The organism is Amycolatopsis decaplanina DSM 44594 (assembly GCF_000342005.1).
Classification (GTDB): domain Bacteria; phylum Actinomycetota; class Actinomycetes; order Mycobacteriales; family Pseudonocardiaceae; genus Amycolatopsis; species Amycolatopsis decaplanina.
This window is the reverse complement of sequence record NZ_AOHO01000068.1, coordinates 341,984-363,094: the sequence shown is the minus strand read 5'-3', so window position 1 is coordinate 363,094 and position 21,111 is coordinate 341,984. Positions and strand designations below refer to the sequence as shown.

17 protein-coding genes are annotated in these 21,111 nt (G+C 68.3%); 7 read left to right on the top strand and 10 right to left on the bottom strand.

Going from position 1 to position 21,111, the window contains the following annotated elements:
- Window positions 1–42 precede the first annotated feature (42 nt).
- From H074_RS26925 to H074_RS26915, 3 genes are all read right to left on the bottom strand, one after another.
- Window positions 43–1,032, bottom strand: a complete 990-nt coding sequence (locus H074_RS26925; RefSeq protein WP_007033235.1) for a TolB family protein — start codon at window positions 1,030–1,032, stop codon at window positions 43–45.
- A complete protein-coding gene (locus H074_RS26920; RefSeq protein WP_007033234.1) occupies window positions 1,029–2,288 on the bottom strand; it encodes an MFS transporter in 1,260 nt (419 codons plus the stop codon). Before H074_RS26920 ends, H074_RS26925 begins: the two co-directional genes overlap by 4 nt.
- A gap of 66 nt (window positions 2,289–2,354) precedes the next feature.
- Window positions 2,355–3,218, bottom strand: a complete 864-nt coding sequence (locus H074_RS26915) for an alkaline phosphatase family protein (RefSeq protein WP_007033233.1) — start codon at window positions 3,216–3,218, stop codon at window positions 2,355–2,357.
- A 345-nt stretch (window positions 3,219–3,563) separates the two neighbouring features.
- Between H074_RS26915 and H074_RS26910 the strand changes: the two genes are divergently transcribed.
- Entirely contained in the window at window positions 3,564–4,199 is a 636-nt protein-coding gene (locus H074_RS26910; RefSeq protein WP_007033232.1) for a MerR family transcriptional regulator, read from the top strand.
- A 393-nt stretch (window positions 4,200–4,592) separates the two neighbouring features.
- Here H074_RS26910 and H074_RS26905 read toward each other — a convergent pair whose 3' ends face one another.
- The 4 genes from H074_RS26905 to H074_RS26890 form a co-directional block, all read right to left on the bottom strand.
- Window positions 4,593–6,191, bottom strand: a complete 1,599-nt coding sequence (locus H074_RS26905; protein ID WP_007033231.1) for a purple acid phosphatase family protein — start codon at window positions 6,189–6,191, stop codon at window positions 4,593–4,595.
- Window positions 6,192–6,591: 400 nt separating this feature from the next.
- Window positions 6,592–6,861, bottom strand: coding sequence for a hypothetical protein (locus H074_RS26900; protein ID WP_007033230.1), 270 nt, complete (start codon window positions 6,859–6,861; stop codon window positions 6,592–6,594).
- A 159-nt stretch (window positions 6,862–7,020) separates the two neighbouring features.
- The gene (gene glpK, locus H074_RS26895; protein ID WP_007033229.1) at window positions 7,021–8,976 is read right to left on the bottom strand and encodes a glycerol kinase GlpK; all 1,956 of its coding nucleotides are present in this window, start codon (window positions 8,974–8,976) and stop codon (window positions 7,021–7,023) included.
- A gap of 13 nt (window positions 8,977–8,989) precedes the next feature.
- On the bottom strand, window positions 8,990–9,757 hold the full coding sequence (locus tag H074_RS26890; RefSeq protein WP_007033228.1) for an IclR family transcriptional regulator: 768 nt from the start codon (window positions 9,755–9,757) through the stop codon (window positions 8,990–8,992).
- Between the two features lie 151 nt (window positions 9,758–9,908).
- Between H074_RS26890 and H074_RS26885 the strand changes: the two genes are divergently transcribed.
- From H074_RS26885 to glpD, 3 genes are all read left to right on the top strand, one after another.
- The gene (locus H074_RS26885; RefSeq protein WP_007033227.1) at window positions 9,909–10,730 is read left to right on the top strand and encodes an MIP/aquaporin family protein; all 822 of its coding nucleotides are present in this window, start codon (window positions 9,909–9,911) and stop codon (window positions 10,728–10,730) included.
- 91 nt (window positions 10,731–10,821) lie between these two features.
- Complete coding sequence (gene glpK, locus H074_RS26880; protein ID WP_007033226.1) at window positions 10,822–12,339, top strand: glycerol kinase GlpK; 1,518 nt, start codon at window positions 10,822–10,824, stop codon at window positions 12,337–12,339.
- 5 nt (window positions 12,340–12,344) lie between these two features.
- On the top strand, window positions 12,345–14,057 hold the full coding sequence (gene glpD, locus H074_RS26875) for a glycerol-3-phosphate dehydrogenase (RefSeq protein ID WP_039923455.1): 1,713 nt from the start codon (window positions 12,345–12,347) through the stop codon (window positions 14,055–14,057).
- Window positions 14,058–14,119: 62 nt separating this feature from the next.
- Here the strand turns inward: glpD and H074_RS26870 are convergent, their stop codons facing one another.
- On the bottom strand, window positions 14,120–14,851 hold the full coding sequence (locus H074_RS26870) for an SDR family oxidoreductase (RefSeq protein WP_007033224.1): 732 nt from the start codon (window positions 14,849–14,851) through the stop codon (window positions 14,120–14,122).
- A 107-nt stretch (window positions 14,852–14,958) separates the two neighbouring features.
- On the opposite strand from H074_RS26870, the gene H074_RS26865 reads away from it, so the two are divergent.
- The 3 genes from H074_RS26865 (at window position 14,959) to H074_RS26855 (ending at window position 18,861) form a co-directional block, all read left to right on the top strand.
- Window positions 14,959–15,450 (top strand): RrF2 family transcriptional regulator, encoded by a 492-nt coding sequence (locus H074_RS26865; RefSeq protein WP_007033223.1) that lies wholly within the window; start codon window positions 14,959–14,961, stop codon window positions 15,448–15,450.
- A gap of 451 nt (window positions 15,451–15,901) precedes the next feature.
- Window positions 15,902–16,117, top strand: coding sequence for a hypothetical protein (locus H074_RS26860; protein ID WP_007033221.1), 216 nt, complete (start codon window positions 15,902–15,904; stop codon window positions 16,115–16,117).
- A gap of 167 nt (window positions 16,118–16,284) precedes the next feature.
- Window positions 16,285–18,861 carry a glycoside hydrolase family 3 protein gene (locus tag H074_RS26855; protein ID WP_007033220.1) on the top strand — a complete coding sequence of 859 codons (2,577 nt, stop codon included), beginning with the start codon at window positions 16,285–16,287 and terminating at the stop codon, window positions 18,859–18,861.
- 188 nt (window positions 18,862–19,049) lie between these two features.
- Here the strand turns inward: H074_RS26855 and H074_RS26850 are convergent, their stop codons facing one another.
- Both H074_RS26850 and H074_RS26845 read right to left on the bottom strand, forming a co-directional pair.
- Complete coding sequence (locus H074_RS26850; protein WP_007033219.1) at window positions 19,050–20,015, bottom strand: aldo/keto reductase; 966 nt, start codon at window positions 20,013–20,015, stop codon at window positions 19,050–19,052.
- A 2-nt stretch (window positions 20,016–20,017) separates the two neighbouring features.
- Complete coding sequence (locus H074_RS26845) at window positions 20,018–20,818, bottom strand: SDR family oxidoreductase (protein ID WP_007033218.1); 801 nt, start codon at window positions 20,816–20,818, stop codon at window positions 20,018–20,020.
- Between the last annotated feature and the right edge of the window lie 293 nt (window positions 20,819–21,111).

Here is a 21,111-nt window from a genome sequence, read left to right as displayed (position 1 = left end):
CGAGGACATCCGCGCAGCGGGTGAACTCGACCTCCGCGTGTGTCACGGCAGCGCGGCGGGCGACTCGGCCTCCGGGATGAGCAGCCGCGGCGTTCCGGTGCCGTCGGCGGCAACGGCCCAGACGTCGGAATGGCCTTGCGTGCGGGGAAGGGCGTAGGCGACGGTGCGGTCGTCGAGCCAGGCGGGCTGGTCGTCGACGTTCCGGGTCTCGGCCAGCGGCGTCACGGTGCCGCTCGCGAGGTCGAGCACCGAGACCCGCCAGCCCTTGGCGGGATCGCCGTCGATGGCGGCCTTGTAGGCGATGCGGGTCTCGTCGGGGGAGAGGGACGGGCATTCGACGTTGTCCCGCAGCGTCCTCACGGTCCGGGCCTTCGAGTCGCCTTCGACGAGGTACCGGTGGGAGCCGGTCGACATGGTGGCGTAGAACCGGTTCGGCTGCCGGGTGAAGGTGACGCCCCAGAAGTTGAAGTCGGCCACCTTGTACGGCTTCCCGTCCACGGTCGCGGCGAAGTCCTCGAGCGTGCCCTCGACGTCGCCGGTGGCGAGGTCGAGGGTGCCGGCGCGGGTGGAGAACCGGCCGCCGTTGTAGGAGTCGCCGGTGACGAACACCGTCCACGCCAGCCGCCGCCCGTCGGACGAAACCCGCGCCCGGTTGGGCAGCCCGACCAGCGGGATCTCCTGCGTCACCGCGAGGCGGCTGTCGAGCACGGCCAGCTGGTAGGTGGTCAGCCCGGTCTCCGGGCGCAGGCAGATCCCGGTGCCGCCCGCCGCGTAGACCCGGCTGCACGACACGGTCGACACCGCCCGTGCTCCGCCGGGATCGGCCGCGCTGACACTGGACACGTGCCCGCGGTCGGCGTCGGCGGTGCTGCGGAACAGCAACCGCGGGCCTTCGAGGGTGACGGCGTCGCTGCTACCCGCCGACGCGGTGTCCTGGTTGCGCGCGCCCGCCACCCCGACGTAGATCACGGCGGCCGCGGCCAGCGTGAGTACTCCGGTGACGGCGATCAGGACGCGGGTGCGGGTGTTCACGGTCGTGCCTTCCTGAGGGGTGCCAAGAGAACGAAGGTGGCGGTGACGGCGGCGAGCACCGTCCCGGCGGCGATGGCGATCGCCGTGGTCGCACCCCAGAACTGCCAAGAGAGTCCGAAAAGGACGGACGAGACGAAGTAGGCGAGCGCCTGTCCGCTCTGCACGATCGCGATACCGGTGGTGCGCAACGCCTCGGGCAGCAACGGTCCGGCCAGCGCCATCAGCACGCCGTCGGTCGCCGCGTAGAACACGCCGTACAGGCCGAGGGTGAGCACGAACAGCGTCCAGCCGGTCAACGGGCTGAGCAACAGCAGGTAGACGGCGACCAGCGCGCCGTAACCGCCGAGCATCACCGGCAGCCTGCCGATCCGGTCGGCCAGCGCGCCGAGCGGCGCGGCCAGCAGCAGGTAGCCCAGATTCGTCCCGACCGCCAGCAGCGGGAACCAGCCGGTCGCGATGTCCTCCTTGTCCTGCAACAGGAGGTACACGAACCCGTCGCCGATGGTGGCCAGGCCCAGAACGCACGCGGCGATCAGCAACCGCCGCACGCCGGCGCCCCGCAGGAGCCTCGCCGCCGCCCGCAACGACACGGTGCCAGACGGCGGCTTGGGCGCGCGGTGATCGCGGACGAACAACACCAGCAGCAGTACCCCGGCCGCGGCGATGCAGAAGCTGGTCACGAAGACCGCGTCGAACCCCTCCATCCCGGTCGCCGAGCCCGCCACGGCCAGCACCGCGACCGCGGCGAGCGGGCCGAGGAACGCGCCGACGCTGTCCATCGCCCGGTGCACCCCGAACGCGCGGCCCAGCATGTGCTCGGGGGCCGACAAGGTGATCAGCGCGTCGCGAGGGGCGGTCCGCAGTCCCTTGCCCGTCCGGTCCGCGGTCAGCACCACGCCGATCGCGGCCGCCGACGACCCCGCCGCCACGAGCCCGAGTTTCGCCACCGCCGACATCGCGTAGCCCAGCCCGGCGACGGCCTTGCGCCGCCGAATCCGGTCCGCGACGTAGCCGCCGACCAGGCGCAGCAGCGCGGTCGCGCCGGTGTAGAGGCCATCCACCACGCCGTATGCCGCCGGGCCGAGATGCAGCCCCAGCACCAGGTACACCGGCAGCACCGCCGTCACCATCTCCGAGGAGACGTCCGTGACGAGGCTGACGGTGCCCAAGGCGAAGACGTTCCCGCCCAGCAGCGCGAAGGACTTCTTGGACATGCCGCCGGGATGCTCCCGGCGGCCGATCGTGGACAGGTACACCCGCGGAACCACCCTTCCCCACCCGCGGGCGCGTCCACAGTGGACACGCCCGCGGGATTCACCCGATTACTGCCACACGCTCGTGATCGGCGACTTGCCGGCCGCGTTGGCGATGCCCGGCAGGCCGAACGCCGCCTCGATCGTGCGGAGGATCGAATAGTGGTTGATGGATTCGCTGTAGCTGCCCGGCTTCACGTGGGCGCCGACGAACGTGGTGAAGATCTGGTTCACCGACGTCCCGCTGTCCTCGTCGAAATTGACGATCAGCAGACTGTTGTGCGTCTTGGCCCACTGCGCGTAGGCGTCGAGGTTGTTCTTCAGCCATTTGTCGCCGGTGTCGACGGAGCAGTCGTGCATGTCGCTGCACAGGTCCGGGGTCACGAAAGCGACGTGCGGCAGCTTGGTGAAGTCGCTCGGGAACGACGAGAACCTTTTGTTCGCCGACGACGGCACATTGCTGAAGCTGACCCAGCTGTTGTGCTTGCGGGCGTATTTGCCGTTCGTGCAACCGGTGTAGCCGTCGGAAGGCATGCTCTCCGCGTAGCCGACGAACTTCTTGCCGATCCCCGCCAGCTGGGAAGCGATGTTCTCCTTGTTCCCGAGATCCTGGCATTTGTTGCTGTCGACACCGTGTGTCGAGCCCGCGAACTGGGCGATGTAGTTCGGCTGGCTCGGGTGCGTCGTCCCGTACGCCTTGGTGAACTTGGCACCCTGCGAGGCGAGCTTGTTGAAGTACGGCGCCTTGGAGCTGCCGCTGATCGCCTTGTAGTCCTTGTTTTCGAACATCACGAGGACGATGTGGTCGAACGCGGGCACTTTCGCCGCGGCGGGCTCTATCGCGGCGGCGGGAGTGCCCTGATGGGACACCACCAGTGCCGTGGCCAAACCGGTCGCGGCCACGGCCGCGACCGCGATCCGTTTCCAAAACATTGAAACCTCCTGGGAAAAAGGTTGAAACTTTGACGACCAACCGTCGGGTTCAGCGGCGCTCCGCGGGCGTCGGCAGGGGCGAGACATCAGATGTCTCAGCTGCATTTAAACGGCAGGGAAGTCCTCAGCCCATCAAGGTCGCCTGACTGGAGTAATCGATGGACGGAGAACGCCCCAAAACCGGCATTGCTTGGCATGAAACCATGTAACCTGCCGTTCACCTTGTGTTCTGGGACGTGAACCGATGTACTTATGGCAACTTGCTGATTCAGCCGGGTGACAGTGGCCTCGCCAATGCATCGGCTCCATGGTGTACTCATCCGACCATTGGTTAAACTGGTCGGCGTGAAGCCCCTTTCGCCGAGACCGGCCGGATACACGATCGAAGAACTTTCCACGATCGTCGGCATGTCGGCGCGCAATATCCGGGCCCATCAGACGAGGGGATTGCTCGCCCCGCCGGTCCGGCACGGCAGGTCCGCCTACTACGGCCCGGCTCATCTGCGGCGCCTGCGGCGCATCACGATGCTGCAGAAACAGGGCTTCAACCTCGTGTCCATCGCCGCGATGCTCGGAACGACCACAGTGGACGGCGCCGAACGGCTGGACGCGGTGATGGCCGACCTCGCCCGCGACCAGCCCGCCGTCGCCCGGTGCCTGGAACGGCACGGCGTGCTCGGGAAGGACGACGCGGGAGCGCCGGCCGTCGTGCGCCCGTCCGTCTCGCGCGCGGTGGTGGAGCTCGCCGGGGCAGGCGTCCCGCCCGCCGCGGCCTTGCGGTTCCTCGGGCAGTTCATGGATCGGGTCGCACCGCTGGCCGGTGAACAGCTGGCCGCGCTCAAAGCCCAGACCGGAGGCGTCTCGGCAGCTCCGCGGGCCTGTTTCGCCGAGCTTCTTGTAAGCGCTTTCAGAGCGACCGTGGAAAATGCCGCCGAAGTCACTTTCGCAGACGCGGAGCCAGGGACGCGGCCGCCGAGGTAGCCGCCGCCGTCGCCGCGTCGAGGCCCGTGCCGTCGGCGAAAGCGGACAGTATGACCACGATGTAGCGGTCGCCTTCACCGACGAGTCCGGTCTGTACGCGAGTCCGCCGAGCCGCGTCCGGCCGCCCAGCCGTGCTTCACGACCCACGGCCGGTCGGCAGGCCGAGGATGTGGCGGTACACCGCGGCGATCACCAGGAAGGCGATCAGGATCGTCGCGCGAAGGCGCTGTCGCCGGTGCGCGCGGGAGACGGCGATCGGCCTGGTTCGTTCGTCGAATATGACGCAGATGTCCGGAGACGCTCATCGTTGCCCCGTCCTGTTCCTGTCATGACTCTGTAGCGGGAGGGAGACGGTGGCCCCCGTGCTCGGCGGTGCCGGGGGCCACCGCCTGGTCAGGAACGCTGCGCGATGATCTGATCGACCAGGGTGCCGTCGGCGCTGATCGCGCGAACGTCCATTTTGGGCGGTGTGGTGCCCGTGCCCGCGATGACGTCGACCGCGACCAGGCTGTAGCCGCGGAACCGGACACGGGACCAGGTGACCTTCTTGGTGCGGTCCTGGCCGTCCCGTTCCGAGTACTTCATCGGGACCGGGGAGTCGTTACTGGTCTCGTGACCCAGATAGGTGTCGGGCGCCGGGAACTCGGAGACGCTGCCGCCACCGCCGCCCGCGGTGATGTAGGTCGTCCCGTCCTTGACCGGGTCGGTGGTCCCTCGCGACGGCACCTTCTTGACGGCCTTGCCTGCCCGGATGGGGTCGGTGCGCTCGTAGATGTGGTTGTGGCCGTTGAGCACCAGGTCGACCTGGTACTTGTCGAACAGCGGAGCCCAGTCCTTCTGCGCGCCGAGTTCGGCGCCGTTGGAATGACAGGTGGAGTATGTGCATTGGTGGCAGTAGACGACGATGAAGTCGATCGTGGGATCGGCGCGGAAGGCGGCGAGCGTCTTGCCGAGCCATTTGAGCTGCTTGCCCTTGGTGTAGTCCAGATTGGACGGACTGTTGTAGCAGACGTCGTTGCCGTCCAGGCTGATCAGGCCGACGTTCTGGTAGCGCCACGAGTAGATGCAGGTGGAGCCGTTCCACGCGTTGTCCGGCATGGTGAAGCGCGCCCGCACGCCGCCGTAGCCGTCCTCGGAGTACCAGCCCTCCATTTCGTGGTTGCCGAGCGCCATCATCCACGGGATCCCGGCGGTGACCGGCTCGTTCTGCACGAAGAAGGAATCCCAGAGCCGCGCGTCGTACTGGTCCTCCTCCGGGTGTCCTCCCTCGCCTTCGAGGGCGTAGCTCAAGTCGCCCATGGCGAGGTGGAAGGCCGGGTCGAGGCCGGCGATCAGGCTGCTGGTCGCGACGGCGTTGTAGCCGACGCCCTGGTCGCCGAAAGCGGTGAAGGAGAACGTGCCGTCGCCGCCCGGGGCGGGAGCGGTGCGGAAACTCGCCATTTCGCCGAGCCTGGCGGCGGGGTCGTAGCCCTCGTGGCCGACGACGTAGTAGTACGTGGTGTTGGGCAGGAGGCGGTCGATCCGGGCGTGGAGGTAGTACTGGGTGATCGATTTCGGGCTGTTCGGCGGGACCTCCTCGACCGGGTGCTGCCAGGACATCTGGCTGGTCAGCGCCCGGACCTCGGCCGGGATGGGCGGACTGAAGTCGCCGGGCACCGTGCCGATCCGGACGAACGGAGCGGTCACCGCCGCGGGCACCTGCCAGGAGACCACGACCTGCTGGGACGGGTCCGACCCGTAGGCGATGTGCCGCCCGAACGGGCGCAGCGCCGAACCCGCGACCTTGTCGGCGTTGAGCAGTACGGTCGGACCGGGGGAGGCCGCGGCCGCGCCCGGGAGCAGGACACCGCCGGCGGCGAGTGCCGCGCCGCTCACCGCGCCCACCCGGAACAGGGTCCGCCGCGAGTACTGATTGACGAACTTGTCGTGCTTCTCGGCCAGGCTGAGCCGACGATAGGCTTGGGACCTGCTGTTTCGGGGAGTTTCGGCCATGAAACCGAAGTTAAGAAGGCTTCTTAACTAAGTCAAGAGGTGGATGCGTCTTCGGGGACCGCCTGCACCGAACCGTGCAAGTGACTTCGGTCATAGGAGACGATATGTCCGACTTGTGAGGGTCCAGGACGGTTCTCTTGAGAGGTAAGGCAAACGTGGCGTGTCCTGGTGGCGGGCCTCGTGAGTGGTAAGGACGGTTCTAACCGTCCTTACCACTCACGAGCCCCCGCACGTACTGGCCGACCACCTGGGCCCCATGCGCCCCGCCGCCAACGTCGCGAAAGCCACTTTCAGGACATCCAACGTCGCGAAAGTGGCTTTCGCGACACGCCCCGACAGCACGCCACTTGCCGTACCCCTCAATAACCGTCCTGAACATTCACGAGACCGGTCCCGTAGGTCACACCAGTTCGGAGGAGACGACCGAGGTCAGGCCGCGCAGCCTGTCCAGCAGCGGCTCGACCTCGTCCGCGTCGATCAGGACGGCGCAGGTCATGGTGCTTTCCCGGACGCCGTCGCGGACGTCGACGGACAGGTCGTGGACCAGGCAGCCGAGCGCCTCGAGCAGGCCGGGGATCTGTTCGACGCCGCCGACGAAGTAGGTGGCGATCCGGCGGCGGACCAGCATGGACGAACGCGGGGCTGGAATCTGGAAAGAGGTGATCGACATCGTGGTCTCCGAAGGCGGGAAACGTACAGGCCATGGAGGGCCAGGTCCCGGGGGATGCCCCGTGTCGAGGGGTCGCCGGAATGCGCGCCGGCGACCTGGTTCAGCCGGCGCGCTTGACTACGAGTCGAGTCCAGCGGCGCACGGCGACAGGCTAGCACGTCACGAGAGCCGCAGCCGAGCTCCTTGTTCGCGGACGTGCGCGGCGGAGCCGCAGTCGAGGTCCAGTTGCCGCTGCCGTTCGGCCACGAACGCCCGGCCGAGGCCGGTGCGGTCCGAAGTGGACAGAGTGCGCCGTAGTTCGTTCAGCAACCCGCGTTCCTCTGCGCGAATATGCGCGTCCACCGAATTCTCCAGCGATACCAACGCCTTTTCGAAGTCTGCGCCGGAATCCAGTACGGCCAGCAACTCGCCCGCGAGTCCGTTCCCCGTCTCATCGGGACGGATGATCCGCTCCGTCGCGGTCGCGTGGGCGACGAGCGACGCCGAGAGTTCCGCGATCAGCGCCGGACGGTCTGCCTCGTCGTTGCGGAGGTCCCGGAACAGCTGTTCGATCCGGCGGTGATCGGCCAGGACGACCTCGACCAGGTCGGAGCCCGGGGGAGCGGCCGCGGGGCCCGGGCGCATCCAGCCGAAGGTCAGCTCGACGGCCTGGCGCCAGTGCGAGTACTCGCTGTCGCGGCGGGCGGGGTCCATCGTCGGCAGCCACTGTCCGGCACGGTGCCAGTTCCGGCGCAGGCCCTCCAGGTCCGGCCAGTACCCGACCGACAATCCGGCCGCGTACGCCGCGCCCAGCGACACCGTCTCGGCGACCATCGGGCGCACCACCGGCACGTCGAGAACGTCGGCGACGAACTGCATCAGCAGATTGTCGGCGGTCATCCCGCCGTCCACCTTGAGCGTCGACAGCGCGAGCCCCGAATCGGCGTTCATCGCGTCGACGACCTCGCGGGTCTGCCAGCCCGTCGCCTCCAGCACGGCCCTGGCCAGGTGTCCCTTGGTGATGTACGACGTCAGCCCGGCGATCACGCCGCGCGCCTCGCTGTGCCAATGCGGCGCGAACAGGCCCGAGAACGCGGGCACGATGTAGCAGCCGCCGTTGTCCTCGACCGTTCGCGCCAGTGTCTCGATCTCGGGTGCGCTGCCGATCAGCTCGAGCCCGTCGCGGAACCATTGCACCAGCGATCCGGTGACCGCGATCGACCCTTCGAGGGCGTACACGGCGGGCTCGTCACCGATCTTGAACCCGACGGTGGTCAGCATGCCGTGCGCCGAGAGCACCGGCGTCGGACCGGTGTTGAGCAGCAGGAAGCTACCTGTTCCGTACGTGCATTTCGCCTCACCGGGCGCGAAGCAGGTCTGGCCGAACAACGCCGCCTGCTGGTCGCCCAGCGCCGCGGCGATCCGGATCCCCGGCACCACCCGCGACGTCGTCCCGTACACCTCGGTCGACGGCCGGATCTCCGGCAGCATCGCGCGTGGGACGTCGAAGAAGTCCAGCAGTTCGTCGTCCCACGACAGCGTCCGCAGGTTCATCAGCATGGTGCGCGAGGCGTTGGTGACGTCGGTGACGTGGACGCCGCCCTCGGGCCCGCCGGTCAGGTTCCAGATCAGCCAGCTCTCGACCGTCCCGAACAGGACGTCGCCGCGTTCGGCGCGTTCCCGCAGGCCAGGAGTCCGTTCGAGCATCCACCGGACACGCGGTGCGGAGAAGTACGTGGCCAAGGGAAGCCCGCAGAGCCGTCGGACGCGGTCGGCGCCCGGCTCGCGGGCGAGTTGTTCGAGCATCGCGTCGGTGCGGGTGTCCTGCCAGACGATCGCGCGTCCGACCGGGTTGCCGGAGTGCCGGTCCCACAGCACCGTCGTCTCCCGCTGGTTCGCGATGCCGAGGCCGACCACCTGTGCCGGTTCGACGCCCGCGTCGGCCAGCGCCTGCGGCACGATCCGGCCGACGTTGCGCCAGATCTCCGTCGCGTCGTGTTCTACCCAGCCCGGCCGCGGGAAGTGCTGCTGGTGTTCGCGTTGCGCGACCGACACCAGCCTGCCGCGCGCGTCGAACAGGATGCACCGCGTCGAGGTGGTGCCCTGGTCGATCGACATCACGTAGCGCTGGACCACGCGAGCACCTCCATCACCATCGGGACGCGCCGAGATCGCGGGAGACCGCCCGTGCCGCGTCGCGTACGTGGCCGAGCAGCCGCGGGATGGGGCTGCCGTCGGCCTCACAGATCCGTTCCGTCGCGCCGGACACCCCGATCGCGCCGACCACGATGCCGCCGTGGCCGCGGATCGGCGCCGCTATCCCTGCCTCGCCGGTGATCATCTCGCCGTTCTCGCTCGCCCAGCCCGCCTCACGTACCTTGCCGCAGGCACGTTTGATCGCGGTCTGGGTGACCAGGGTCCGGCGGGTGTAGGCCTCCGGCTCGCCGGTGCGCAACGATGCCACGAGACCGGTGTCGTAGGCCAGAAGTACTTTCCCGAGTGCCGTCGCGTGCAGCGGCAGAAGCGTGCCGACGTCGAGCGTCTGAAGGCTGTCGTCGGGCCGGAACACGTGGTGCACCACCAGGACCCGGCCCTCCAGCGGTGCGCCGATCCGGACGGCTTCACCACTGCGCGCGGCCAGGGCGTCGGCCCAGTTGATCGCGCGTGACCGGAGTTCGTTGACGTCGAGGTAACTCGTGCCGAGATGCAGGAGCGCCGCGCCCAGTTGGTATTTCCCGGTGTCGCGGTCCTGTTCGACAAAGCCGACCCCTTGCAGGGTGCGCAGGATCCCGTGCGCCGTTCCCTTGGCGAGTTCGAGGGAATCGGCGATCTCGCCGACCCCCAGACGCCCCGAACCACGCGCCAGCAACCGCAGGATCGCGGCGGCGCGCTCGATGGACTGGATCGGACCGGGCACGGCTCAACCGTAGCCCGACCGGCCCTGATTCGACAATGTCGAACATCGTCTTCGGGCGTTCGACAATGCCGACCGGTGTCCGTTGACCCCGGGTTTCCGCGAACTTAACTTCGGCCTCAACAGGGCAACGGTGTCCTTTGTGGAGGAAGCAATGGTGCGAAACCTCAAGGCTCGCGGACTGGCGGGCGAACTGGCGGCGGAGTTCGTGGGGACGATGATCCTCATCCTGTTCGGCTGCGGGGTGGTGGCTCAAGTCGTCGCCGCGGGCATCGGGGACCACGACAGCATCGCGTGGGCCTGGGGAATCGGTGTCACGCTCGGTATCTACGTGGCTTCACGGATCAGTGGCGCGCATCTGAACCCCGCCATCACCGTGGCGCTCGCGGTGTTCAAGGGCTTCTCGTGGCGCAAGGTCGCTCCGTACGCCCTGGCGCAGACCGCCGGCGCGTTCCTCGCCGCGCTGCTGGTGCGCTGGAACTACACCGAGGTGCTCAACGCCGCCGACCCCGGCCTGACGATCAAGACCCAGGGTGTGTTCTCCACTCTTCCGGGTAACGGAACCCTGCCGGTGGGGGACTGGGGCGCTTTCCGTGACCAGATCATCGGAACGGCCATCCTCGCGCTGGTGATCTTCGCCATCACCGACCTGCGCAACACCGCGCCCGCCGCGAACCTCGCCCCGGTCGTCGTCGGCTTCCTGGTGGTCGCGATCGGCATGGCCTGGGGCACCAACGCCGGCTACGCGATCAACCCGGCCCGCGACTTCGGTCCGCGGCTGATGTCCTGGCTCACCGGCTACGACACCGCGTTCACCGATCAATACGGCTATCCGTACTGGTGGATCCCGATCGTGGCGCCGGTCATCGGCGCGGTCATCGGCGGGGCGATCTACAAGTTCTTCATCGAGCGTTACCTGCCCGCCGACCCGGCACCGGAATCCTTGCCCGCCAAGGATCTCGAGACCGCCGCCTGAGCCGTCCTCAAAGGAGACTCTGCCCTTCGGGGTGCAACCCCGAACCCGCCCGGAGGCTCCGCCCCCGGACCCCCGGAAAGAAGAGGGAAGTATGCCTGACTACATCGGCGCCGTCGACCAGGGCACCACCAGCACGCGGTTCATGATCTTCGACCACGGCGGCAACGAGATCGCCCGCCACCAGCTCGAGCACGAGCAGATCCTGCCGAAGCCGGGGTGGGTCGAACACGACGCGACCGAGATCTGGGAGCGGACCCGTTCGGTCATCGCCACCGCGCTCAACAAGGCGAAACTGACCGCCGCCGACCTCGTGTCGCTCGGCATCACCAACCAGCGCGAGACCACCGTCGTGTGGAACCGCCGGACCGGGCGCCCGTACTGCAACGCCATCGTGTGGCAGGACACCCGCACCGACCGGATCGCCTCGGCGCTGGAACGCGCGGGCAAGGGCGACGTCATCCGCCGCAAGGCCGGTCTGCCGCCCGCCACCTACTTCTCCGGCGGCAAGCTCCAGTGGATCCTGGAGAACGTCGACGGCGTCCGCGAAGACGCCGAAAAGGGTGACGCGCTCTTCGGCACCACCGACACCTGGCTCATCTGGAACCTCACCGGCGGGCCCGACGGCGGCGTGCACGTGACGGACCCGACCAACGCGTCGCGCACCATGCTCATGGACCTGGAAACGCTGGAGTGGGACGACGAACTGCTGTCGTTCTTCGGCGTCCCCAAGCAGATGCTGCCGTCGATCGCGCCGTCGTCGAACAACGGTCACTTCGGCGTCACCCGCGCGGACGGCCCGCTCGGCGGCGAGGTCGCCATCACCGGCGTGCTCGGTGACCAGCAGGCGGCCACCGTCGGCCAGGTGTGCTTCCGCCCCGGCGAGGCCAAGAACACCTACGGCACCGGCAACTTCCTCCTGCTCAACACCGGGCACGAGGTCGTGCGCTCGAAGCACGGCCTGCTCACGACGCTGGCCTACCAGTTCGGTGACGAGAAGCCGGTGTACGCGCTGGAAGGCTCGATCGCCGTCACCGGTTCCGCCGTGCAGTGGCTGCGCGACCAGCTGGGCATCATCAGCGGCGCGTCCCAGAGTGAGAGCCTGGCCCGCCAGGTCGAGGACAACGGCGGTGTCTACTTCGTCCCCGCGTTCTCCGGTCTTTTCGCGCCCTACTGGCGCTCGGACGCGCGCGGCGCGATCGTCGGCTTGACCCGCGCCACCACCAACGCGCATCTGGCGCGGGCGACGCTCGAAGCGATCTGCTACCAGACCCGCGACGTCGTCGAGGCCATGCAGAACGACTCCGGCGTCACGCTGGACGTGTTGCGTGTGGACGGTGGCGTGACCGCCAACGAGCTCTGCATGCAGCTGCAGGCCGACATCCTCGGCGTGCCGGTGTCGAAGCCGGTCGTCGCCGAGACCACCGCGCTGGGCGCCGCCTACGCGGCCGGGCTCGCCGTCGGGTTCTGGAAGTCCACCGACGAGCTGGAACAGAACTGGAACGAGGACAAGCGCTGGGAGCCGTCATGGACGGACGAACAGCGCGCCGAGGGCTACGCGGGCTGGCAGAAGGCCGTCGGCCGCACGCTCGACTGGGTCGAGGTCGAGTGAGCCCGATGAACAGGAGGAACAAGGTGACACCCGTACCGCTTTCGCCGGTCTACCGTGCCGAGACGCTGCGCAAGCTCGCTCGCGAAGAGATCGACGTGCTGGTCGTCGGCGGGGGAGTGACCGGTGCCGGCGTCGCGCTCGACGCGGCGTCGCGCGGGCTCTCCGTCGCGCTCGTCGAGGCCCGTGACTTCGCCGCCGGAACGTCGAGCCGGTCTTCGAAGCTGATCCACGGTGGGCTGCGTTACCTGGAGAACCTGGACTTCAAGCTGGTCCGGGAGGCGCTGAAGGAACGCGGCCTGCTCCTGCAGACCCTCGCGCCGCACCTGGTCCGGCCGGTGAAGTTCCTGGTGCCGCTCAAACACCGCGTCTGGGAACGCGGGTACATCGGCGCCGGTGTCACGCTCTACGACACCCTCGGCGGAGCGCGGGCCTTGCCGCGGCACCGGCATCTGTCCAAGCGCGGCGCGGGCAAGGTCGCTCCCGGTCTCGCGGACGACGCCCTGATCGGCGCCATCCAGTACTACGACGCGCAGGTCGACGACGCCCGTCACACGATGACGATCGCGCGGACCGCGGCCGAACAAGGCGCCTCCGTCCTCACCCGTGCCCGCGTGACGTCGTTGATCCGTGACGGCGAACGCGTCGTCGGGGCCAAGGTCGTCGACCGCGAAAGCGGTGCGGAGATCGAGGTCCGGGCCAAGACCGTCGTCGCGGCCACCGGCGTGTGGAGCGACGACATGGCCGAAGCGGCGGGCATCCCCGCGCCGTTCACCGTGCGCGCTTCGAAGGGCATCCACCTGGTGGTGCCGCGCGAGAAGATCGACCTGGACACCGGGCTGATCCTGCGCACCGAGAAGAGCGTCTTGTTCGTCATCCCGTGGGGACGGCACTGGATCGTCGGTACCACCGACACCGAATGGGACCTCGACCGCGAGCACCCGGCGGCCAGCCAGGCGGACGTCGACTACGTGCTCGACCACCTCAATGCCGTCCTGCGCACGCCGATCACCGCCGACGACATCGAAGGCGTGTACGCCGGGCTTCGGCCGCTGCTGGCCGCGAAGGCGACGTCGACGACGAAGCTGTCGCGGGAGCACGCCGTGGCGCACCCGGTGCCGGGTCTGGTGATCGTGGCCGGCGGCAAGTACACGACGTACCGCGTGATGGCCGCCGACGCGGTCGACGTCGCGGTGGAGGACCTCGGCCGCCCGGCGCCGTCGTCGTGGACCGAGCGGCTGCCGATCGTCGGCGCGACGGGCTATCACGAGCTGTGGGGCGCGCGGCATTCGCTCGCCCAGCGCGCCGGTCTGCCGATCGGCCGCGTCGAGCACCTGCTCCAGCGCTACGGTACCGCGATCGAGGACATCCTGGAGTCGATCGCGGAGCGTCCCGAACTCGGTGAGCCGATCCCGGGGGCGGCGGAGTACCTGAAGGCGGAAGTCGTCTACGCCGTCTCGCACGAGGGTGCGCTGCACCTGGAGGACGTCCTGACGCGGCGCACCCGGATCTCCATCGAGGAACGGGATCGCGGCGTGACGGCGGCGCCGGTGGTGACGGAGCTGATGGCGCCGCTGCTGGGCTGGGACTCGCACCGGCAGGAGCGTGAGGTCGCCAACTACCTCGCCCGGGTCGAGGCGGAGCGCTCCGCGCAGGCCCAGCCGGACGACGAAGCGGCGAACGCCAGCCGTCTCGCGGCTCCGGCGCTGCTGCCGAGCTGACCTCCACCCTCGTGAGTGGTAATGACGGTTAGAACCGTCCTTACCACTCACGAGCCGTTCGGCTACTTGAGCCAGTCGAGGTACCGGGTCGCGGCGATGCGGGCGCCGTCCTTCGTGGTGAGGACGTCACCCTTGACGGCGGAGAACATGCCCGCGGTCTCATCGAGGGCCACCGAACGCGTGTCTCCCTTGGCGGACAAGGTGATCCGGCCCAGTTCGGTCAGCGGGTAGACGTCCGGACCGCCCACCTCGAGAATGCCGTTCAACGGTTTCCCCGCCGAGACGTCGGAAACGGCGGCGGCGACGTCCGCCGCGGCGATCGGCTGGATCGGCGTACCGGGCAGGCGGACCGTGGTCTCGTCGGAGGTCCAGGACAGGACCGCGTCGACGAATTCCATGAACTGGGTGGCGCGGACGATCGAGTAGGGGACACCGCTGTCCTTGAGGATGTCCTCCTGCAGCGTCTTCGCCCGGTAGTAGTCGAGCTCGGGCACCTGGTCGACGCCGACGATCGACAGGATCACGAAATGCCCGGTGCCCGCCTTCTTGGCGGCCGCGACGAGATTGTCCATCGACGTCCGGAAGAACGCGAGGGAAGCGTCGTCGAAGGTCGGCGAGTTCGTGAGGTTGACGACGACGTCGGCGCCGTCGAGCGCGGCGTCCAGACCCTGGCCGGTGAGGAGGTCGACCCCGGTGGAGGGCGAATGCGGCACCGCCTCGTGCCCCGCCTCGTTCAGGTTGCGCACGACCTGCGAACCGATCAGCCCGGTGCCGCCGATGACCGCGAATTTCATGACCCAGTGCCCTTCGTCGGTGGCGCCGGTTAACCCGGACACCTCATGTCCGAGATAATACTCGGACACATTGTGTCCGAGTCAAGGGGCCGGTTAGAGTCATCCGGGTGAAGATGTCCGGTGGGGTCGAGTGGGCCCTGCACTGCTGTGTCGTGCTGACCTCGGTCGACGAACCCGCGCCGGCCGCGCGCCTGGCGCAGCTTCACGACGTCTCGCCGAGTTATCTCGCCAAGCAGCTCCAGGCCCTTTCCCGGGCCGGTCTCATCCGGTCGGTGCAGGGGAAGGCCGGCGGCTACGTCCTCACCCGGCCGCCTTCGGAGATCACGGTTCTCGACGTCGTCGAAGCCATCGAAGGCCCCGCTCCGGCCTTCATCTGCACCGAGATCCGGCAGCGCGGCCCGATGGCGACGCCACCCGAGGCGTGCACGGCGCCGTGCGCCATCAGCCGCGCGATGGCCAACGCCGAGGTTCAGTGGAGGGCGGCGTTGCGCGCGGTCTCCATCGCGGATCTGGCCGACGACGTCAGGGGCGACTACGGTCCGGGCGCGCTCGCCGGGATCGGCGCGTGGTTCAAGGCCGCCGAGCCTCGTGAGTGGTAAGGACGGTTAGAACCGTCCTTGCCGCTCACGAGCCCCACCACGTTCCGCACGCACCGGCTGGGCGCTGCGCGCGATCCGCACGGTGCACACCGCGCCGGTACTCGAGTTCGTGAAGGTGGTCGGACCGCTCACGGCTTGAACCGGTCGGCGTGCTCGGCGACCCACTGCGCGAACGTGCGGGCAGGCCGTCCGGTCACCTTCTCGACGGTGTCGACGACAGTGCGAGCCTCCATCGGCGGATCGCTGTGCCGGCTGACTGCACCAAGTGGTGGCCGGTATTCCCGGTGGCTCCGGTTGCCAAGACGGTCATGGGTGATTCCCTTCGTTTTCCGCGAAGGTAAAATCTCAAGTAATGTGGAGGTCAAGCGGACCGGTCAGGAATCGAGAAGCGCCGGTGGCCAGGGGATCCCTAGCGTCTTCGCCACAGGCAAACCGACTCCAGGAGGTTCTCGTGAGCAAGCGGATCCGGACGTTCCACCGGTGGACGTCCCTCGTCTTCGTCGCCACCGTCATCGTCTGCTTCGTGGTCGTGGCGCAGGACGACCCGGCCGAGTGGGTGCTCTACACGCCACTGCCGCCGCTCTTCCTGCTGATGTTCAGCGGCCTCTACCTGTTCGCGATGCCGTATACCGCCAAGCGGCGAAACCGGCGGCGCGTGGCCGGGTGACTTGTCAAGTCTTAGTTTATGGCAAAAATTAACGGGCCCCGTACCGGCCGGAAACTCTTGACGACGCCGCCGGGTCCGGTGAGGATCGGCCGGTCCCCGCCTTTCGCAGAATGGACCAGACCATGGCAAGACGTGCCCGTGCGCGCCGAAGTCCGCTGATCGCCTTGATGAGTCTCACGCTGCTCGGCGGGGCCGTGGTGGCCACTCCCGCCGCCGTAGCCGCCGAGCAGCCCGTGATCGGGAAGCCCGCGCTCGACCGGGACGGCTGCGCCCGGATCGAGAAGAGCTTGCCGACGCTGGCCGACTGGCCGAAGGTCGAGAGCCGGTTCAAGGGCAAGGCCGGTGACGAGCAGCGGATCGCCCGGATCCTCGAGGGGATGACCCTGGAGGAGAAGGTCGGGCAGATGACTCAGCCCGAGATCGCCGCGATCACCCCCGACGAGGTCCGGCAGTACTCGATCGGCTCGGTCCTCAACGGCGGCGGCTCTTGGCCGAACAAGGACAAGCACGCCTCCCAGCAGGACTGGCTGAAGCTCGCCGACTCCTACTGGGACGCCGCGAAGACCAGCAGGACGAAGATCCCGGTGATCTGGGGGATCGACGCCGTGCACGGCAATAACAACGTGTACGGGGCCACCGTCTTCCCGCACAACATCGGGCTCGGCGCGGCGCACGACCCGTGCCTGGTGCGTGACATCTCCGCGGCGACGGCCCGGCAGATCCGCGCCACCGGCCAGGACTGGGCCTTCGCGCCGACGCTGGCCGTCGTGAAGGACGACCGCTGGGGCCGCACCTACGAAGGGTTCTCCGAGGACCCTCGGATCACCAGGGCCTACGGCTACGAGGCCATCAACGGCCTCCAGGACGGCTCGACCAAGCGCATCGGCTACAACGGCGTGATCGGCACCGCCAAGCACTTCATCGGTGACGGCGGCACCCTCAAGGGGCAGGACCAGGGCGTCAACCCGTCGTCCGAAGCCGAGATGATCAACGTCCACGGCCAGGGTTACTACGGCGCGCTCGCGGCGGGCTCCCAGACCGTGATGGTGTCGTTCAACAGCTGGACCAACGCCGAACTCGGCATCGACGAGGGCAAGCTGCACGGCAGCGACAAGGCGCTGAACCAGGTCCTCAAGGGCAAGATGGGCTTCGACGGCCTCGTCGTGTCCGACTGGAACGGCATCGGTCAGGTTCCCGGCTGCACCAACGCTTCGTGTCCGCAGGCGATCAACGCCGGTATCGACATCGTGATGGTGCCGAACGACTGGAAGGCGTTCATCACCAACACCGTCGCCCAGGTTCAAGGCGGTCAGATCCCGCTCTCGCGGATCGACGACGCGGTGACCCGCATCCTGCGCGTCAAGCTGCGTTCCGGGCTGTACGAGTCACAGAAGCCGTCGGACCGGTCCTACGCCAACTCCGACGAGGCGCTGAAGGAGACCTGGCTGGCGCGCGACGCGGTCCGCTCGTCGCAGACGCTGCTGAAGAACAACGGCAACGTGCTGCCGCTGAAGCCGAAGTCGAAGGTCCTCGTGGTCGGCAAGAGCGCGGACAGCATCCAGAACCAGACCGGTGGCTGGACGCTGAGCTGGCAGGGGACCGGCAACACCAACGCCGACTTCCCGAACGCCACGTCCATCCTCGCCGGGCTCAAGCAGCAGCTCGGCGACGTCAACGTCACCTTCGACGAGAAGGGCGACGTCGACCCGAAGGGCTACGACGCGGTCATCGCCGTCATCGGTGAGACCCCGTACGCGGAAGGCGTCGGCGACCTGACCCGCAAGACTCTGGAGGCCTCGAAGCTCTACCCCGAGGACCTGGCCGTGCTGGACAAGGTCCACGGCAAGGGCACTCCCGTCGTCACCGTCTACGTCGGCGGCCGCCCGCTGTACATGAACAAGGAGATCAACCGCTCCGACGCGTTCGTCGCGGCCTGGCTGCCCGGTACCGAAGGCGGCGGCGTCGCCGACGTCCTGATCAAGGGCGGCTTCAAGGGCACCCTGCCGTACTCGTGGCCGAAGAGCGCATGCCAGACGCCGCTGAACGCGGGTGCGGCGGACTACGACCCGCTGTTCAAACTCGGCTACGGTCTCAAGACCGGACAGCGCGTCACCGTCGGGCAGCTGGAGGAGACGGCCGGGCCGGTGACGTGCGGCTCGACCGGTGGCGGTGGCACCGCGACCGAGGACCTCGAGGTGTTCAACCGCACCGATGTCGCGCCGTACAAGGGTTTCATCGGCTCGGCGGAGAACTGGGGCGGGACCGAGATCGGCCCCGACGGCACTGCCTCGCACGCTGAGATCAGCGTCGTGCAGTCGGACGTGAACGTGCAGCAGGACGGGCTCAAGTCGACCTGGACCGGCACCGGTCCGGCGCAGATCTATTTCCAGAACCCGGCGGGCACCAACGATCTGCGGGGCTACCTCAACGCCGACGCGGCACTGGAGTTCGACACGATCGTCCACGAGGCACCCGCCAACCGGACGGTGATCAGCATGCATTGCGTCTACCCGTGCTTCTCCGAGGTGAACGCGACCAAGCTGTTCACCGACCTGGCGGGGGCGCCGAAGTCGACGGTCAAGATCCCGGTGTCGTGCTTCGCCAACGGGCTGGACCTGGAGAACGTCAACACGCCGTTCCTGGTGTACACCGACGGCCGGTTCTCCGCTTCGTTCGCGAACGTGCGGTGGGTGCCCAAGGGGGCCCAAGATCCCGATGCGAGGCCTTGCTCGAGTCTGAGCTGACCACCGCCGCACATGGGAACGTGTGAAGGTCGAGTTTCCTCGGCTGAGCCGAGGGAAGGGGTCCTTCACGCGCGACGGCTGTGACTGCTGGTGCTTATGGGGCGTGTGTGGCGCCACGCAAGTCCGTGAAGGCCTCCTTGAGGGACCCAGAGTCCCTCAAGGAGGCCTTCACGGAACACCACCAGGCGTCAGGTGGTCGCGGGCGGTGACCAGGTCAGCCGCGGATCCGTCTGCACGAAACTGCCCAGCAGGTGATCGATCCGCGTCAGCGCGTCGAGGTCCAGCACCACGCCGGCCGCCTTCGCGTTCTCGGTCACCTGGGCGGCGGTGCTCGCACCCGTCACCGCCGACGCGACGGTGTTGTGCTGCAACGTCCACGCGAGCGCCAGCTGGGCCATGGTCAGCCCTGCCTCGTCGGCGACGCCGCGCAGCATGCCGACGCGTTCGAGAAGATCCGGCAGCAGCAGTGGCCGTGCCTCGACCGTCTTCGCGGCTCGTGAGCCCGGCGGGATCTCGCCCGGCCGGTACTTGCCGGTCAGCACGCCCTGCGCGAGGGGGACCGAAGCGAACTGGCCGATCCCGGAGCGTTCGCACACCGGCATGACCTGGGCCTCGGCGACCCGCCAGAGCATCGAGTAGTGCGGCTGGTTCGCGACGAGCGGGACGCCGAGCCGGTCGGCGATCGGCCGGGCCTCCAGTAGCTGTTCCGCCGTCCATTCCGCGGTGCCCGCGTAGAGGATCTTCCCTTGCCGCACCAGATCCGACAGCGCGAGGAGCGTCTCTTCCAGCGGAGTGCGGTAGTCGAACCGCAGCAACTGGTAGACGTCGATGTAGTCGGTCCGCAGGCGCCGGAGCGAGCCGTGCAGGGACGCGGTCAGGTGTTTGCGGCCGAGGCCGGCGTCGTTGACACCCGGTCCTTCCGGCCAGAAGACGCCGGTGCACAGGACGAGGTCGTCGCGGCGCGCGTGGCTCAGTGCCGCGGCGAGGTTCTCTTCGGCGGCGCCGCCGTCCCAGGCAGCGGCAGTGTGAAAGGTCGTGATGCCGGCGTCGAGCGCGGCCTGCACGCATTCCGCGCCGTCGGGATGGGTGAGCCAGTTGCCGTAGGAGATCTCGCTGACGGACAGCCCGCTCGCGCCGAGCCTGCGGTACTCCATGGTCACCTCTTCCGCGCGCCGGTTTCGAGGATGGTGCGGTCGATCCATTCGTCGAGACCGGCCGCCTTGCGGGCATAGGTCTCCCGCACCGATTCGTGCGGCAGGATCAGGAACTCCTCCGACGCCAGCCCGTGCACGACGGACTCCGCGACGTCCTCCGGTTCCAGCAGCGGCGCGGCGGCGGCGATCGCGAGCGCGGCGGGGTGCCCGGCGGCGATCCCCGGCTCCAGCAGCGCGGTCCGCACGCCGAGCGGGCACAGCGCGCTGACGCGCACCCCGCGCGGCCGGTAGGTGATGGCCAGCCATTCGGCGAGCCCGACGGCCGCGTGCTTGGTCACCGAGTACGGCGCGTCACCGGGGGTGCCCAGCAGGCCCGCGCCCGAGGCCGTGATGAGCAGATATCCGTGGCCCCGGCTCAACATCGCGGGGAGTGCGACCTGCGCGGCGTGCACATGCTGCATGACGTTGATCGCCCACGACCGCGTCCACTGTTCGTCCGCGGCGTGCACGCCCGTGCCGAAGGCGGCACCGGCGTTGGAACAGAAGAGGTCCACCGGGCCGAACTCCGCGCGGGCCTCGCTCACCAGCATCTTCAAGTCCTCTTTGGACGACGCGTCGGCGTGGCGCGCGATCGCGGCGCCGCCCGAGGCGGTGATCCCGGCGACGACCTCCTTCGCGGCTTCGAGATCGAGATCGGAGACCACCACCCCCGCGGCGCCCTCGGCGGCGAACCGCCTGGCCATGGCGGCGCCGATACCGTGTGCCGCGCCGGTCAGCACGACGACCCGTCCTGTCACTTCCACATGCGCTCCATGGTTGTCGATTCTGCTTTCGATGACAATTCTTCTGTTTTGTTATGCCGGTGAGCAATGCGTTGTCGAAATCTGCGATGGCAGTGATAAAAGTCCAGGTCAGAAGGTTGATCCGGCTGTGTCGACATATTTGTTTCCGGCGCCGGACTTTAGCATGCGTTCCCTTGTTTTCCGAGTTTTCGCACAAGAGTATTGCGCTCTCTGCGGCAAGTAGGTTATTTCTTGGGAATCCCGCTGAAAGATCGCCGAACCCGGCGAGGTTCGACCAGTCCAGCCGAACAGGA

Coding starts and splice junctions, on each gene's coding strand:
- H074_RS26885 (WP_007033227.1), top strand. CDS start 9,909: ATGGTGCGAAACCTCAAGGCTCGCGGACTGGCGGGCGAACTGGCGGCG.
- H074_RS26850 (WP_007033219.1), bottom strand. CDS start 20,015: ATGGAGTACCGCAGGCTCGGCGCGAGCGGGCTGTCCGTCAGCGAGATC.
- H074_RS26915 (WP_007033233.1), bottom strand. CDS start 3,218: ATGTTTTGGAAACGGATCGCGGTCGCGGCCGTGGCCGCGACCGGTTTG.
- glpK (WP_007033226.1), top strand. CDS start 10,822: ATGCCTGACTACATCGGCGCCGTCGACCAGGGCACCACCAGCACGCGG.
- H074_RS26870 (WP_007033224.1), bottom strand. CDS start 14,851: ATGAAATTCGCGGTCATCGGCGGCACCGGGCTGATCGGTTCGCAGGTC.
- glpD (WP_039923455.1), top strand. CDS start 12,345: ATGAACAGGAGGAACAAGGTGACACCCGTACCGCTTTCGCCGGTCTAC.
- H074_RS26900 (WP_007033230.1), bottom strand. CDS start 6,861: ATGTCGATCACCTCTTTCCAGATTCCAGCCCCGCGTTCGTCCATGCTG.
- H074_RS26855 (WP_007033220.1), top strand. CDS start 16,285: ATGAGTCTCACGCTGCTCGGCGGGGCCGTGGTGGCCACTCCCGCCGCC.
- H074_RS26905 (WP_007033231.1), bottom strand. CDS start 6,191: ATGGCCGAAACTCCCCGAAACAGCAGGTCCCAAGCCTATCGTCGGCTC.